Source organism: Chryseobacterium sp. Y16C (assembly GCF_022488405.1).
Lineage (GTDB): Bacteria > Bacteroidota > Bacteroidia > Flavobacteriales > Weeksellaceae > Chryseobacterium > Chryseobacterium geocarposphaerae.
Window position 1 is genome coordinate 4,062,281 of sequence record NZ_CP092711.1, and the last position, 15,248, is coordinate 4,077,528.

Genomic DNA, 15,248 nt, shown 5'->3' on the forward strand with positions numbered 1-15,248 from the left:
ATAAAAATAGTAATTTAGCGCAAGAAAAGGTATTTGCACTATTCAGTTTAAATAGAGCTTTCAGTGCCATTTAGTCCGTACTTCACCAATACTTTTTCCGTTATCAGAAATTTTAAACAAACCTCGCACAAATGAAATTTATAATATTTTTTCTTGGAATTTCCACCTTTTGCTTCTCACAAAAATTTAGTTTTATTTACGAAGCAAAATACAAACTGAATTCAGAAAAAGCAGATGACGTTTATTCCGAGAAAATGATTTTGGATTTAAAAAATAATATTTCAATTTTTAGAGATTCACTGGACAAAAAAAACGATTCAATAAAGTTGAATAATGGAAACGGAAGGTATAATATGGGCGTTGAAAACAAATTCTATGTCAAAAAGAATCTTGCTCAAAAAAGAATTGAAAAAGTAATAACTTATTTGAAAACAGATTATCTCCTCCCAATTGATGAAATATTAAATTGGAAAATAACTTCCGAACAAAAAATAATTGGAAAATATAAATCTCAAAAAGCAGAAACAAATTATGGAGGCAGAAACTGGGTTGCCTGGTTTACTACAGAATTACCTTTTGGAGATGGTCCATATATTTTCAATGGTTTACCTGGGTTGATTGTTTCTATTCAAGATTCAAACAATGAATATTCATTTAATTTGATAGAAGTCAAAAAAGGTGGGAATCTATTTGACGCACGCACAAAAACGGTGAAAATTGATTGGAAAAAATATGAATCGCTTGCAAAATCATATTATAATGATCCATTTGATATAAATTCAAAAGGTTGGAAAACTGCTACATTTACCGACCCAAAAGGCAATACAGTGGATATTTCTATAAAAAATAAAGAAATGCAAAATAATATTTTACAAGAAAATAATCCCATTGAATTAAATCACAAAATAAATTACAGATAAAAACATCTGCTAACTATGGTAAAAGTAAAATGCTAAAAATGTGGTATACTTTCTTGGTGTTTTTTACCAGACTTTAAATGTAATGTAAGTTGGATTAGTCAACAATCTCCACAGTTATTTGTTAAAAATAAACAATGCACTATTTTGTCAGGGTTTGTCTGCATGTGGGGATTATTTAGTAATTTAATTTAAAATAAACTAATTATAAAATCAGTCTGTCATTCTGAATGAAGCGGAAGCGTAGTGAAGAATCTATATCTATAAGGTTAATAAACCTTCTTTCATCGGAGTGAACAAAATGTAAACAAAAATAAACTATGCAAATCACAAACGAACACAATATTATCCTTTCAAATCCTGAAACCAGAGATTTTCTCGCAGATGCTTATTATCCCGAAACAAATGAAAAGCTACCGTTAGTTATTTTCGTTCATGGTTACAAGGGTTATAAAGACTGGGGAGCCTGGAATATAATGGCGGAAAAATTTGCAGAAGCCGGATTTTTCTTTGTTAAATTTAATTTTTCCCACAACGGAACCACGGTAGAGGATCCTCACAATTTTGGTGATCTGGAAGCATTCGGAAATAACAATTATTCTAAAGAACTTTCGGATTTGGGAGTAGTAATAGATCATTTTATTCAACATGAAAAGGTGAATGATCAAAAATTGATTCTGATGGGACATAGCAGGGGAGGAGGAATTTCCATTATCAAAACTTTTGAGGATGAAAGAATCAATGGATTAATAACATTTGCCAGTGTAGATACATTGGATCGCTTTCCTAAAAATGATGCATTTAAAAAATGGGAAGAAGCCGGGGTTTTCTATGTGCTAAACGGAAGAACGAAGCAGGAAATGCCTCATTATTACCAGTTTTACGAAGATTTTAAGAAGGACGAAATACGTTTTGATGTAGAAAGAGCAACTGAAATGGCCAAAGCGCATATGTTAATCATTCACGGAACAAATGATGAAAGTGTGAATGTGAAAAGTGCGGAACACCTGCATATTCTAAATCCAAATTCTGAATTGTTTTTAATTGAAGGTGCCAATCATACCTTTGGCGCAAAAGAACCCTGGGAAGAGAATGACCTGCCAAAAGACTTAAATAAGGTAGTCGAAAAGTCTGTTGAATTTATTAAGAATAAATTTGTAATTTAAGAAGAAAGGAGTGAAAATATTCACTCCTTTTTGTTTTATCCATTGAATGATTCTAAGGTTAATGTTTAATTTATTTAATTAAAATCTTCCAGGCTTCTTCAATGTTGTTTTCAAGCAAAAATTTCTGAGCATCCTGATGAATTTTTTCGTCGGAGTGGTAATCTCCTGTAGGTAAAACCTCAACGTTGGCTAACATTCCTAAATCGTTTCCGGTGAAAACTTTACTCAGTTTTATTTCATTGGGAAGAAGATCGAAGCCAATTCCTTTGGTTACCAGCGGTTTTGGAACTTCAAAAAGATTGTTGTCGTTGTTTCTGGAATACCAGTTTCCGCCCAAACGGGCAACCATATCCAGTTTTTTCTGATCAAGATTTCCTTCCTCATTCAGATATTCTTTCCGGATGTGGATTTTCTGAACTTCGCAAATGACCAGATTTCCTGCACCTCCCTGATCTCCCAAGGATTTTACTTCTAAAACCTTACACTCAAAGTTTACAGGGCATTCCTCAATTAATTTAGGCTTTACTAAATCCGCGTCCTTCATGGTTAACCCGGACTTGATGAATTCATTTACACCGTCACCATATTCTGTGGAAGCCAAAGATATTTGTTGAACAATCGGAAAGTTTACTGTTCCGATGACAACTTCGGGAACTTCCAAAACATTTTCCAGAGTATGTTTTGTCGTATTATCACGGACTCTTCTCGAAGGTGAAAAAATCAGGATCGGAGGAACCGTACTGAACATATTGAAAAAGCTGAACGGTGACAAATTGATGTCGCCATTTTTATCAACCGTAGAAGCTAATGCAATTGGTCGTGGTGAAACGGCAGTCTGCATTACGGTTTGTAGCTGTACTGGAGTTATTTCAGATGGAATTACTGTTTTCATATCTTGTTCTAACACTTCATTAAATTAAGTGTTCAAATGTATCGTAAAAAAAAGATGCTTCGGTTCCTTAGCATGACATCGCTATAAATAGACTGCTAAAAACATTGTGTTTATCAGTTAGTATTAGAAATGTCATGCTGAGCCTGTCGAAGCATCTCAATTATTTATTTAAAATTATAATTAAACTGCTGGAATAATTTTACCGCTCACTTCACCGAAACCAACTCTTACCCCATCTTTTTCAGCCCAAGCTTTCATCGTTACCGTATCATTATCGTCGATGAATTTTCTTTCCTGTCCGTTGCTTAATTGGATTGGATTTTGTCCTCTCCAGGTTAGTTCAAGCATAGAACCGAAAGATTTCGGATCGCTTCCTGAGATAGTTCCGCTTGCGTATAGATCACCAACTTCTACATTACAGCCGTTTACGGTGTGATGAGCCAATTGCTGAGTCATATTCCAGTACATATGTTTGTAGTTGCTTTCGCAGATCAGATTTTGGTCACCATTTTCAGGCTGAATATAGACTTCAAGATTGATGTCGTAATTTTTATCTCCTTCGAATTTCAGATAATCCAACACTTCAGGATCCTGAACAGGAGAAGCTGTTCTGAATGGCTCCAAAGCTTCAAGAGTAACTACCCAAGGAGAAATTGATGAACCGAAATTTTTAGCTAAAAACGGACCTAACGGAACATATTCCCAAGATTGGATATCTCTTGCAGACCAGTCATTGAAAACCACCATTCCGAAGATGGCATCTTCAGCCTGTTGTGTAGAAATGCTTTCGCCCATCTCAGTATTTTTGTTGATGATGAATGCCATTTCCAATTCGAAATCTAATTGTTTACAAGGTCCAAAAATTGGTTTTTCTACATCTGCTGGTTTCATCTGACCTTTCGGACGATTGATTTCTGTTCCGGAAACCACAATAGAAGAAGCTCTACCGTGGTATCCTACAGGAAGATGTTTCCAGTTGGGTAGTAAAGCATTGGCAGGATCTCTGAACATTTTCCCAACGTTGGTTGCGTGCTCTATGCTGCTATAAAAGTCGGTATAGTTCGGAATGTGAACCGGCATCATCATTTTTACCTGATCCAAATCATAGAATGCATCTTCGATTGTTTTTTCGTCTTTTGATAATGTGGAGCCTTCCAGTAATAATTCCTGAATTTTTAAACGAACAGCATTGGTAATTGGTTTTCCAAGCTCAATAAATTCATTAAGTGTATACGCTTCAAAAACATTATCATCAAGTCCTTCTATTTCTTCGAAATAGCCAAGATCATATAATGTGGCAAGATCAATAACCTGATCACCGATTCTTGTACAGCAGCCGATATATTCTTTATTGAATACGGCTACACCAAAAGGAATATTATGTATAGAGAAGTCTGAATTTGACGAATATTCTACAAATGATTTCATAAGTTTTAGGATTAAATAAGAATTTAAGAATAAAGTTCCTCAAATTCCGGGTTGTTATTTTTTTGAATAAGATTCTTCATCGATCCATCGGTCTTTGGTATTCACATCAATAAGGTACAGAATATCTTTTTGCTTTGTTAATAATAAGGTTTTCGTAACCGGTATCGGAACTTTCTGGTTTTCCAGCATATCGGCACGTAGGGAAATGATGTTTTTTTTGCTTCTTACAATATCCCCGGAAAAAACATTTGAATTGCTTTCTCCCGTTGCTTTATCATCGAAGACTTCTACATAGGTAACCTTGTTTCCTTTAATCACTATAAAATCTCTTTCTGTGTGATCTTCTGCGTCTTTAATGAAGACGAATTTTTTATTGTCAATACTTACATCTCCTAAATGCTGATTAATACCTTTTCTTTCTTCAAGCTGTGTAAGAATTTCGTTGATGGTTCCATATTGTGCTTTTGCACATACCAATGTTGATAGTAATGAAATACCGATGAGAATTTTTTTCATATAAGGTGTTTTATAAAAAAGTTTTGCCAAGATAGAATCCTGACAAAACTTATTATTGTATTTAAAATTAAAGATTTCCTCTTCTTTCCTGCTCTCTCTCCAAAGCTTCAAATAAAGCTTTAAAGTTACCGGCACCGAAACTTTGAGCTCCATGTCTTTCAATGATTTCAAAGAACAGGGTAGGACGGTCTTCTACAGGCTTAGTAAAGATTTGTAATAAATATCCTTCTTCATCATGATCAATAAGGATCCCTAATTCCTGAAGTTTTTTAAGGTCTTCATCAATGTGACCCACTCTTTCAGGAACCATATCGTAATAAGCTTCAGGCGGAGCAGAAAGGAATTCTACACCACGTTTTTTCAATTCAGTTACAGTGTGGATAATATCTTTTGTAGCCACTGCAATGTGTTGTACTCCTTCACCTTCGTAGAAATCAAGATATTCTTCTACCTGAGATTTCTTTTTACCTTCTGCTGGCTCGTTGATAGGGAATTTTGCATATCCGTTTCCGTTTGACATTACTTTAGACATCAAAGCAGAATATTCTGTGTTGATTTGTTTGTCGTCAAAAGAAAGGATGTTTACAAATCCCATTACTTTTTCATACCATTCTACTGTTGGAAGCATTCTGTCCCAGTCTACGTTTCCTACGCAGTGGTCTACATACAATAATCCGGCATCTTCAGGATTGTAATCACTTTCCCACTTTTCATATCCAGGCATGAAAGGACCTGTATAATTTTTTCTTTCAACAAACATATGAACGGTTTCTCCGTAAGTATAGATCCCGGACATTCTTACTTCACCGTTTTCGTCTGTCAGAGTTACAGGCTCCATATAAGGCTTTCCGCCTCTTTTAGTAGTTTCTTCAAATGCTTTATAAGCGTCATCTACCCAAAGTGCCAAAATCTTTACTCCATCTCCATGTTTTTTTACGTGTTCGTTGATCGGAGAATCTGATTTTAATCCTGTAGTAAGAACCAATCTGATTTTGCCCTGTTGCAGAACATAAGAAGCACGATCTCTTACTCCTGTTTCAGGACCAGCATATGCTACAGACTGGAAACCAAAAGCGGTTTTGTAATAATGAGCAGCCTGTTTAGCATTTCCTACATAAAACTCAATGTAATCTGTACCATTGATCGGTAAAAAATTCTCTGCTTGAGCAATTTTTTCGGCAAATGTAAGTGTTGACATATTTTCTATTTTTACTTTTATTTTATAGCGTGCAAATTACGAATTTCCCTGAAATATTTAAAACCGAAGCAAACAACCGTTAGTTAAAGTTTTAATAAAATATTCAGAAGTTGTTTAAAATGCAAAATGCACCCTTGTACAAGATTATTTAGAGATAAATTTAATGTTTAAATCTTTCGAAAGCCGCTCTTTCCAGCATTTCCCGATCATCAGGATGTGCAATGCTGATCAGTTCCTGAGCTCTTTGGCGTAAATTTTTACCATATAAGTAAGCGGTTCCGTATTCCGTAACCACATAATGAATATGGCCTCTTGTTGTGACGACTCCCGCTCCCTGTTTCAGGTAAGGAACAATCCTGGAAATTCCTTTTTTAGTTCTTGAAGTGATGGCAATAATAGGTTTTCCATCTTCACTCAATGCAGCCCCTCTCATAAAATCCATTTGTCCGCCGATTCCGCTGTACTGCATAGTTCCGATAGAATCTGCACAAACCTGGCCTGTAAGATCTATTTCAATGGCAGAATTGATAGCCACCATTTTTTTGTTTCTCATGATATTAATCGGAAAATTCACCGTACTTACATCATCAAATGAGAAAACTGTATTGTCATCTACATAATCGTATAATTTTCTTGTTCCGAAACAGAAACTGGTAATTGTTTTATTGTCGTTGTAACCTTTGTATTTATTGTTGATAACATCATTTTGAATCAGATCAATGACGCCATCACTCAGCATTTCTGTATGAATTCCTAGGTCTTTATGATTTCCCAGGCACTTTAAAACTGCATCAGGAATGGTCCCTATTCCCATTTGCAGGGTAGATCTGTCTTCAATCAGTTCAGCTACATTTTTCCCAACTTCCATTTCTTCAGGACCCACTTTTGAACCATAATCTACTGTCGGAAGCTCTTCTTCATGCCAAACCAGTTTATGAATTCTGCTTACATGGATCATTCCGTCTCCGTGGGTTCTAGGCATCAGCGGATTGACGACTGCTACAATTGTTTTTGCGGTGTCTACTGCTGCTCTTGCAATATCAACAGATGTTCCTAAAGTACAGAAGCCATGTTTGTCTGGTGGAGAAACTGTGATTAAAGCTACATCAAGCGGCAAAATATTTTTCCTGAATAGAATGGGGATCTCACTTAAAAAGACAGGTACAAAATCTCCCCGGTCTGAATTTACTGCATCTCGTACCGGAGTTGAAACAAAAAGGGAATTGACGAAAAAACTGTCTTTGTACTCTGGTTTGGCGATTTCCACATTTCCCTGCTGGGTAATGGAAACCATTTCTACATTAGAAAGACGATGAGATTGTCTCGCCAGTTCATCAATTAAATGATTGGGAGTACATGCGCTTCCGTGAAAAAATACCCTGTTCCCGCTTTTTACGGTGTATACAGCTTCTTCCGCACTTATATAGTTGTACATAATAGTAATATTTGATGATGATGTGTCGGTTAATTTATTCTGAATTAAAAAATACGCTTTTTTCAAAGATAATTCATCTTATTTTAATTGGGTTTAAATTTTACAGACTGATCACACAACTTTTATCATGAGTAATAAAATTAATAAGACTTATAAACAAAAAGACTAAGTGTAATACACTTAGTCTTTTATACGATATTTTAAACTGATTAATTTAAAACTTCCTGAGCAATTTCTTTCTTCATGCTTCCGGTTTGTGAGAATCTTAAATGCCAGCTGAAAGATTCTTCCAGAAGATGAGGAGTGTGTCCTCCTCTTTCACAGGCACGGTCAAAATAAGACTGCAACTCTTCTTTATAATCCGGATGAACACAATTATCAATGATTTTCTGAGCTCTTTCTCTCGGAGCAAGCCCTCTTAAATCTGCTAAACCGACATCTGTCACCAGGATATCAACATCATGTTCTGTGTGATCGGTATGAGAAACCATTGGAAGGACGTGAGAAATCTTATTTTCTTTAGAGGCTGCCTGAGTGACGAAAATACTTAAATAGGCATTTCTTGCAAAATCTCCTGAACCGCCGATTCCATTCATGATTTTTGTCCCTCCGATATGCGTGGAGTTTACGTTTCCGTAAATATCAAATTCTATAGCTGTATTAATTGCAATTACTCCCAGCCTTCTGATCAATCCTGGAGTATTGGAAATATTTTGAGGTCTTAAAACAAATTTTTCTCTGTATTTGCTAAGATTTCCAAACACTCGGTCGTAGCAGTCTTTAGAAACCGTTACAGAAGATGCCGAAGCAAAGCTTAGTTTTCCTGCATCAATCAGATCAAAAGTACTGTCTTGTAAGACTTCTGAGAACATAGTCAGATCATAGAAGTTACTGTCTTTAAATCCGGTAAGAACGGCGTTCGCTACTTTACCGATTCCTGCCTGAAGCGGGAGAAGCCTGTCTGTAAGTCTTCCTAAACGTACTTCATTTTCAAAGAACTCAATGATATGTTTTGCTATGGCCGTTGTTTTTGCATCCGGTTCAGCAATATCGGCAGGACTGTCTTTAAGATTGGTAAAAACAATCGCTTCAATTTTTTCAGGATCTACCGGAATGCTTTTTCTCCCGATTTTATTCCAAGGCGCAACAATAGGAATTACATTTCTATATGGATAATCTTCTGCCTGATAAATGTCGTGGATTCCGTATACTTCCTCAGGAACTTCCGTGTTGATTTCTATGATTACTTTTTTTGCTAAAGCGGCGAAAGTTACCGAATTTCCTACGGAGGTTGTCGGAACGATGCTCCCATCTCTTTCAATATAGGCAGCTTCAATTACAGCAACATCAATATTTTGTAAGTTTTTGGTATGAAGAAGTTCCGCACTCTCACTTAAATGCTGATCGATGAAAAGAATTTCACCTTTGTTGATTTTGTTTCTGAGAATAGGATCAACCTGAAACGGCATCCTTTTTTTTAGGACATTGGCTTCTGCAAGCTTTCCGTCTGTTCCGTGGCCTAAAGAAGCGCCGGTCATTAAGGTGATTTTCAGATCTTCAGTTTTTCCTTTTTCCGCCAGTGCGGCTAAAATGGCTTTACTGTCTCCGGCTTTTGTAAAACCGCTGGATCCTACTACCATGCCGTCTTTAATGATATTGACGGCATTTTCTACTGTGGTTACTTTCTTGTGTAGACTTTCTAGTCTGATTCTTTCTAACATTTACTCTTTATTTGATTTTATCCACCCATTTATTCCATGTTGTAGTATAAAATAAAGGATGATAAAAATGTTAATCCTAATCTCACAAATTTACAAAAAAAGATGCTTTAAACATTTGTTTAAGGCATCTTTTATATTTATTTCATAATTCTTTTTATAAATTTTAAAAAGAAAATTTTTTATTCCTCCAGCCAGGAAGTTTTATAAGTTGGATCTTCCACTTTCAAAGCTTCTTCCGTAAGTTTTAAAGGACGGAAAGGATCTACCATTACCGCGTATTCTTCCGTGAATTTTTTACCGATACTTCTTTCCATTGCGCCGGGGTGAGGTCCGTGAACGATTCCTCCGGGGTGAAGCGTAAAGTCCATTAAATCAATATGATTACGGCTCATGAAATCACCTTCTGTATAGAATAAAACCTCATCAGAATCAATGTTGGAATGATTGTAAGGTGCCGGAATTGCCTGAGGATGGTAGTCATACATTCTTGCACAGAACGAACAAACCACGAAATTGTGTGCTTCAAACGTCTGGTGAACCGGTGGTGGTTGATGAATTCTTCCTGTGATCGGTTCAAAGTTTTTAATATTAAATTTATAAGGATAAAAATATCCGTCCCAGCCTACCACATCAAACGGATGCGTTGCGTAGATAAAATCTGTGATTTGATTTTCCTTTTTTACCTTAATCAAAAATTCCCCTTTTTCGTCTTTAGGCTCAACAAAAGTAGGCGTAATAATATCTCTTTCGCAGAACGGAGAATGTTCCAATAATTGACCAAACTCGTTCCTGTATCTCTTCGGAGTGTAAATTGGTGAGTGACTTTCTACTACAAAGAAGACAGTATCATCAGAATGTAATTCAACCTGATAAATCGTTCCTCTTGGAATGATTAAGTAATCACCAACGGAAAACTCAAGGTTTCCAACAAAAGTCTTTAAAATTCCGCTTCCGCTGTGAGCGTATAAAAGCTCGTCACATTCAGCGTTTTTGTAGAAATAATCCATCGATTTTCTTGGCTTCGACAATCCCATTTTAAGGTCATTGTTTACCATCAAAAACTTGCGGCTGTCCATAAAATCATCTTCGGGAGTTACATTCATTCCCTTAAACATTCTTGGAGTTACGTTTTTCTCAACTGCGATTTTCGGTGCTACATCTTTCGGTTCGCCAATCGATTTGATCTGAGTCGGACGGTGAATGTGGTACAATAGTGAAGAAATTCCATGAAAACCCTCTGTTCCGAAAAGCTGTTCATAGTAAAATTTATCTTCAGGAGATTTGAAAATCGTATGCCTTTTTTGTGGGATATTTCCCGACTGATGATATCTCATTTTACTTTTATATGTTGACTCTCAAATTTAATACTTTTTCATGAATTCAATTTAATATTATTTTTTGAAGAGAGTTTTGTGATTGAAAAATAATTGTTAGTTTTGTCTAACAATTTCAATTTCATGAAGCAAATATTATTTTCTGTCCTCTTTTTTTCAGGCTATTGTTTTTCACAAGAAGCTGACAGTTTGAATGTAAAGCTATCAGGAAAAGCAGATTCAGTTAAAATTTCAGATCGAAAAATCAAGACTAAAGATATCGATGATGTGGTAATCACCGGAACAATAAAACCGATCAGTAAATCTAAAAGTCCGGTTGCTGTAGAAATCTATTCGCAGAAATTTTTCCAGAAAAACCCTACACCAAGTATTTTTGAAGCCATTTCTATGGTCAATGGAGTAAAACCTCAGTTGAATTGTTCAGTTTGTAATACGGGAGATATTCACATCAACGGATTGGAAGGTCCTTATACGATGATTTTGATCGACGGAATGCCGATTGTAAGTTCGCTTTCAACCGTTTACGGACTGAGTGGCATTCCCAATAGTCTTGTCGATAGAATTGAAGTCGTAAAAGGTCCGGCTTCATCCATTTATGGTTCTGAAGCGATGGGAGGAGTTATTAATATCATTACTAAAAATGCTTTGACCGCTCCGAAATTCAGTGTTGATCTAATGACAACAACCTGGAGTGAAAATAACCTTGATCTCTCCACGAAATTTAGTTTGGGAAAAAATGTTGCTTCCTTATTAAGTTTAAATTATTTCAATTACGAAAAAAGATTTGATTCCAATAAAGATAATTTCACAGATGCAGCATTACAGAACAGAATTTCAATCTTTAATAAATGGAATTTTCAACGAAAAGAAAACCGACTGGCAAGTTTTGCATTAAGATATTTATATGAAGACCGTTTTGGCGGAGAAATGCAGTGGAATAAATCGTATCGTGGAAGTGATGAGGTCTACGGAGAAAGTATTTATACGAATAGAGTAGAAGCTTTTGGGGTTTATCAATGGCCTTTGAAGGAAAATATTATTACCCAGTTTTCCTACAATTTTCATGATCAGAATTCTTTTTATGGAAATAATCCTTTTGTAGCAACACAGAAAGTAGCTTTTGCTCAAACCTATTGGGATAAAAAATTGGGAAAACACGATTTGATTGTAGGCACAACTTTCAAGAAAACCTACTATGATGACAACACTCCGGGAACACTTTCGTCAGATGGCTTGACAAACGAGCCGATGAAATCACCAATTTTTGGAGCTTTTATTCAGGATCAGTTGGAAATTAATGAGAAGAATACCTTATTATTAGGATATAGATTTGATTATGATAAAATCCATCATGCTGTCCATTCACCCCGTTTTGCATGGAAGTTTTCTCCCAATCCTTACCATACATTGAGGTTCAACTTTGGAACGGGTTTCCGTGTGGTAAATTTGTTTACAGAAGATCATGCAGCATTGACTGGTTCGCGTGAAGTGGTGATTAAATCAGATTTAAAACCTGAAAGATCAATCAACGGAAATTTAAATTATGTCTGGAAAATTCCTGTCGGAGACAAGTTGATCAATCTGGATGCTTCGGCTTTTTATACCTATTTCAGTAATAAGATTGTTGGTGATTTTGATACCGATCCTGAGAAAATCATTTACGATAATCTTCACGGTTATGGAGTTTCCAGAGGAGCTTCTCTGAATGTAGATTATAACTTTAGTTTTCCATTGAGTATCAATTTAGGAGTGACATACCTGGATGTTTATCAGAAATTTGATGGCGAAAATGAAAAATCACAACAACTTCATGCCCCAAAATGGAGTGGTACCTATAATTTAAGTTACAAATTCAGAAATAATTTAACCGTAGATTTTACAGGGCAGTTCTACGGACCGATGCGACTGCCAGTTTTACCGAATGATTACCGAGCTGAATATTCCTCGTTTTATTCTCTGGCGAATATTCAGGTTTCGAAAAGTTTCAAATCTGGATTTGAGGTGTATTGCGGGATCAAAAACCTATTCAATTTTACACCGAAAGATCCTTTGATGCGACCGTTTGACCCGTTTGATAAAAATGTGGATGACCCAATCAGTAATCCTTATCATTATACGTTTGATACGACTTACGGTTACGCGCCGATGCAGAAGATAAGAGGATTCTTGGGGATAAAATATACTTTGAAATGAGACTTTCAGCAATATTTTTATTTTTAATGTTAGTGCCCTGTTTTTATCTTTCGCAGATGAAGACAGGTACTTTTTCGGATTTGGAAATTCTGCAAAAGGAAAAGCCAAAACCGGTTATTATCCATATGTACACAAGTTGGTGTTCGGTTTGTAAAATAGAATCTTTTCAATTGAATAAAAATAAAGATTTAGTTAAGTTGATCAATGAAAATTTTTACCTGATCAGTTTTGATCCGGAAAAAATGAAGGAAAAGATCAATTTCCAAGGAAAAGAATTTAGCTATTTACCGAATGGAAATTCTGGAATTCATGAATTGGCTTTAGCGTTGTCAAAAAATAAAAACCAACCTGTGTATCCATTGTGGATTATATTAGATAAAGATCGGAATTTGATTGAATATCATGAAGGGAAGTTTAAACCGGAAGAAATGAAACTCAAACTTGAGAAAGTTTTAAAATTTTAATTGTGCTATGAGCTTTTTATAGTTTAATATGATATTTATTGAAAATTTGATGCTCAAAAGTTCCGCTAAGCTCTTTTTCCCAGCCTTTAGTTGTTCTTAATTTTTGCAATATTCTTGTTTTCATATCATCATTATTATTTTCAAATGCATATTGTGCCAAATCAAAAAGGTAAAAAGTCTCGTTTACCTTATCGAATTCAGCTTTGGAGAAATGTTTAGTAAAATATTCTGTATAGATATTATTAAAGTCATCAGGATAATTTTTTTTTAAATATTTGAATGCGTAGCTGTTATTATATTTAAAAAGAAGATGAATGATATTTTTTTTCAAAGTTTCATCATACTTTTCTATTTCAAATGCCCGATCATAAATAAGCCAAAATAGATCTTCATCTAATTTTAAAATTTCTGAATTGATGTTTCTTAAAAGGTTGTCCTCATTTAAGGTTTTACGTCCAATCAATTCAGTTTCTTCTTTATCGGATTCATTTGGATTCTCAGAGGCTCTTGCTCTTACAAGATTCCAATATTTGTGATAAATGATAGAATATGTTAACTCTTTATCTACTATACAACCTGAATGTGTTTGAACTATTTTCTTATTAGCGATGGCATCTAAAATTTCTTTTTGAATGTTAATATACTTATTGTTTTCACTAATCAATTCATTGATAGCATATAATCTTAGAACTTGATTTTTGTGTTTGGTTAAGTCTAAAAGTTCATCGGTAGAAACTATTTTCTTTAATTTTTCGAAATTATAATAATTGTTATTGTCACTTAAACCATTTTTATCTAAATCAGGATTTAATATTCCATCCCAACCATCTAAAGAATTAACTTTTATTATTCTTGCTATTATTTCCTCCTTTGTTTGGGTAAAAGAGAAATTTGAAATTAGTACAATTAGAATAGTTAGAAGACGGGTTTTCATAATGTAGCTAACTATTTTAGTAAAACTGCTACAATCGCCAAAATCGCTGGTAACGCCTGAACAAAAAAGATCTTCTTTGTAGCAGAAACAGCACCGTAAATTCCGGCTACGGCAACGCATCCTAAGAAAAATAAAGCAATATTGGTTTGCCATTTAGGATCATCAATGAAAAAAGACCAGATCAGTCCCGCTGCTAAAAAGCCATTATACAGACCTTGGTTAGCCGCTAAACCTTTTGTGGGTTTAAACATTTCGGCAGGTAAAGCTTTTTTAAAGACTTCTTTTCCTTTGGTTTCCCATGCAAACATTTCCATCCATAGAATGTAAAGATGCTCAATGGCTACTACTGCAATTAGAATTTTGGCTACGATTTCCATGATTTACTGTTTTGTCATTGTAAAACTAAAAAAATAAAGTTAAGTTTGGTCATACAATTTGAATAATGGAGACTTTTAAACAACATTTAGATAAATTCATTACCATGAGTGATGAAGAATTTACTTCGGTTCTTTCATTCTTTCAGGAGCTGGAAGTGAAGAAAAAGCATGATCTGATGTTGAGTGGGGAAGTTTGCAAGTCGATGTACTTTGTGGTTAAAGGCTGTCTCCGAAAATTTTTCGTCAATGAAAAAGGAATAGAGCAGACGACTGAATTTGCGATTGAAAACTGGTGGATTACCGATACTTTTGCCTATGAACGACAGATGAAGTCGGATTTTTGTATTCAGGCGGTAGAACGCTCTACAATTTTAATGATTGATCTTCAGAATCAGGAAGCATTACTGAAAAAACATCCCATCATGGAAAGGTATTTCAGAATGGTTTATCAGCGGGCTTATGCATCTTCGGAAAGACGGATCCGTTATTTATATGAAATGACCCGGGAAGAATTGTATGTACACTTCAGTACGCAATATCCATGGTTTATTCAAAGAATTCCTCAGTATTTGATAGCTTCATTTTTAGGTTTTACTCCGGAATATTTAAGTGAAATCAGAGCAAAATTACGTTCTTAAACCAGTTTAAGATTTTTATCATTCAGAAGTCGCAA

14 protein-coding genes are annotated in these 15,248 nt (G+C 35.1%); 5 read left to right on the forward strand and 9 right to left on the reverse strand.

Annotation, left to right across the window (positions count from 1 at the left end; all coding sequences use genetic code 11):
- Nucleotides 1-131: 131 nt before the first annotated feature.
- Nucleotides 132-920 carry a GLPGLI family protein gene (locus MKS83_RS18425; RefSeq protein ID WP_240580824.1) on the forward strand — a complete coding sequence of 263 codons (789 nt, stop codon included), beginning with the start codon at nt 132-134 and terminating at the stop codon, nt 918-920.
- Nucleotides 921-1,237: 317 nt separating this feature from the next.
- A complete protein-coding gene (locus MKS83_RS18430; protein WP_240580825.1) occupies nt 1,238-2,083 on the forward strand; it encodes an alpha/beta hydrolase family protein in 846 nt (281 codons plus the stop codon).
- A gap of 70 nt (nt 2,084-2,153) precedes the next feature.
- Here MKS83_RS18430 and MKS83_RS18435 read toward each other — a convergent pair whose 3' ends face one another.
- The 7 genes from MKS83_RS18435 to MKS83_RS18465 form a co-directional block, all read right to left on the reverse strand.
- On the reverse strand, nt 2,154-2,975 hold the full coding sequence (locus MKS83_RS18435) for a flavin reductase family protein (protein WP_240580826.1): 822 nt from the start codon (nt 2,973-2,975) through the stop codon (nt 2,154-2,156).
- A 180-nt stretch (nt 2,976-3,155) separates the two neighbouring features.
- Complete coding sequence (gene fahA / locus MKS83_RS18440; RefSeq protein ID WP_240580827.1) at nt 3,156-4,403, reverse strand: fumarylacetoacetase; 1,248 nt, start codon at nt 4,401-4,403, stop codon at nt 3,156-3,158.
- A gap of 54 nt (nt 4,404-4,457) precedes the next feature.
- Nucleotides 4,458-4,919, reverse strand: coding sequence for a hypothetical protein (locus tag MKS83_RS18445; RefSeq protein WP_100378244.1), 462 nt, complete (start codon nt 4,917-4,919; stop codon nt 4,458-4,460).
- Between the two features lie 67 nt (nt 4,920-4,986).
- Nucleotides 4,987-6,117: a 4-hydroxyphenylpyruvate dioxygenase gene (gene hppD / locus MKS83_RS18450; protein WP_240580828.1), complete on the reverse strand. Its 1,131-nt coding sequence runs from the start codon at nt 6,115-6,117 to the stop codon at nt 4,987-4,989.
- A 160-nt stretch (nt 6,118-6,277) separates the two neighbouring features.
- Entirely contained in the window at nt 6,278-7,552 is a 1,275-nt protein-coding gene (locus MKS83_RS18455; RefSeq protein WP_240580829.1) for an acetyl-CoA hydrolase/transferase family protein, read from the reverse strand.
- A 209-nt stretch (nt 7,553-7,761) separates the two neighbouring features.
- Nucleotides 7,762-9,273, reverse strand: coding sequence for a succinate CoA transferase (locus MKS83_RS18460; protein WP_240580830.1), 1,512 nt, complete (start codon nt 9,271-9,273; stop codon nt 7,762-7,764).
- 179 nt (nt 9,274-9,452) lie between these two features.
- Complete coding sequence (locus MKS83_RS18465; RefSeq protein ID WP_100378111.1) at nt 9,453-10,607, reverse strand: homogentisate 1,2-dioxygenase; 1,155 nt, start codon at nt 10,605-10,607, stop codon at nt 9,453-9,455.
- A 123-nt stretch (nt 10,608-10,730) separates the two neighbouring features.
- On the opposite strand from MKS83_RS18465, the gene MKS83_RS18470 reads away from it, so the two are divergent.
- Together MKS83_RS18470 and MKS83_RS18475 are read left to right on the forward strand one after the other, a co-directional pair.
- Nucleotides 10,731-12,800, forward strand: a complete 2,070-nt coding sequence (locus MKS83_RS18470) for a TonB-dependent receptor plug domain-containing protein (RefSeq protein ID WP_240580831.1) — start codon at nt 10,731-10,733, stop codon at nt 12,798-12,800.
- A gap of 170 nt (nt 12,801-12,970) precedes the next feature.
- On the forward strand, nt 12,971-13,264 hold the full coding sequence (locus tag MKS83_RS18475; protein ID WP_317224472.1) for a hypothetical protein: 294 nt from the start codon (nt 12,971-12,973) through the stop codon (nt 13,262-13,264).
- A 16-nt stretch (nt 13,265-13,280) separates the two neighbouring features.
- On the opposite strand, the gene MKS83_RS18480 is transcribed toward MKS83_RS18475, so the two are convergent.
- Together MKS83_RS18480 and MKS83_RS18485 are read right to left on the reverse strand one after the other, a co-directional pair.
- Entirely contained in the window at nt 13,281-14,198 is a 918-nt protein-coding gene (locus tag MKS83_RS18480) for a hypothetical protein (protein WP_240580832.1), read from the reverse strand.
- A gap of 11 nt (nt 14,199-14,209) precedes the next feature.
- Nucleotides 14,210-14,575, reverse strand: a complete 366-nt coding sequence (locus MKS83_RS18485; RefSeq protein WP_100378107.1) for a DUF1304 domain-containing protein — start codon at nt 14,573-14,575, stop codon at nt 14,210-14,212.
- Nucleotides 14,576-14,640: 65 nt separating this feature from the next.
- Between MKS83_RS18485 and MKS83_RS18490 the strand changes: the two genes are divergently transcribed.
- The gene (locus tag MKS83_RS18490; protein ID WP_240580833.1) at nt 14,641-15,213 is read left to right on the forward strand and encodes a Crp/Fnr family transcriptional regulator; all 573 of its coding nucleotides are present in this window, start codon (nt 14,641-14,643) and stop codon (nt 15,211-15,213) included.
- Nucleotides 15,214-15,248 lie beyond the last annotated feature (35 nt).

Coding starts and splice junctions, on each gene's coding strand:
- MKS83_RS18425 (WP_240580824.1), top strand. CDS start 132: ATGAAATTTATAATATTTTTTCTTGGAATTTCCACCTTTTGCTTCTCA.
- MKS83_RS18430 (WP_240580825.1), top strand. CDS start 1,238: ATGCAAATCACAAACGAACACAATATTATCCTTTCAAATCCTGAAACC.
- MKS83_RS18435 (WP_240580826.1), bottom strand. CDS start 2,975: ATGAAAACAGTAATTCCATCTGAAATAACTCCAGTACAGCTACAAACC.
- fahA (WP_240580827.1), bottom strand. CDS start 4,403: ATGAAATCATTTGTAGAATATTCGTCAAATTCAGACTTCTCTATACAT.
- MKS83_RS18445 (WP_100378244.1), bottom strand. CDS start 4,919: ATGAAAAAAATTCTCATCGGTATTTCATTACTATCAACATTGGTATGT.
- hppD (WP_240580828.1), bottom strand. CDS start 6,117: ATGTCAACACTTACATTTGCCGAAAAAATTGCTCAAGCAGAGAATTTT.
- MKS83_RS18455 (WP_240580829.1), bottom strand. CDS start 7,552: ATGTACAACTATATAAGTGCGGAAGAAGCTGTATACACCGTAAAAAGC.
- MKS83_RS18460 (WP_240580830.1), bottom strand. CDS start 9,273: ATGTTAGAAAGAATCAGACTAGAAAGTCTACACAAGAAAGTAACCACA.
- MKS83_RS18465 (WP_100378111.1), bottom strand. CDS start 10,607: ATGAGATATCATCAGTCGGGAAATATCCCACAAAAAAGGCATACGATT.
- MKS83_RS18470 (WP_240580831.1), top strand. CDS start 10,731: ATGAAGCAAATATTATTTTCTGTCCTCTTTTTTTCAGGCTATTGTTTT.
- MKS83_RS18480 (WP_240580832.1), bottom strand. CDS start 14,198: ATGAAAACCCGTCTTCTAACTATTCTAATTGTACTAATTTCAAATTTC.
- MKS83_RS18485 (WP_100378107.1), bottom strand. CDS start 14,575: ATGGAAATCGTAGCCAAAATTCTAATTGCAGTAGTAGCCATTGAGCAT.
- MKS83_RS18490 (WP_240580833.1), top strand. CDS start 14,641: ATGGAGACTTTTAAACAACATTTAGATAAATTCATTACCATGAGTGAT.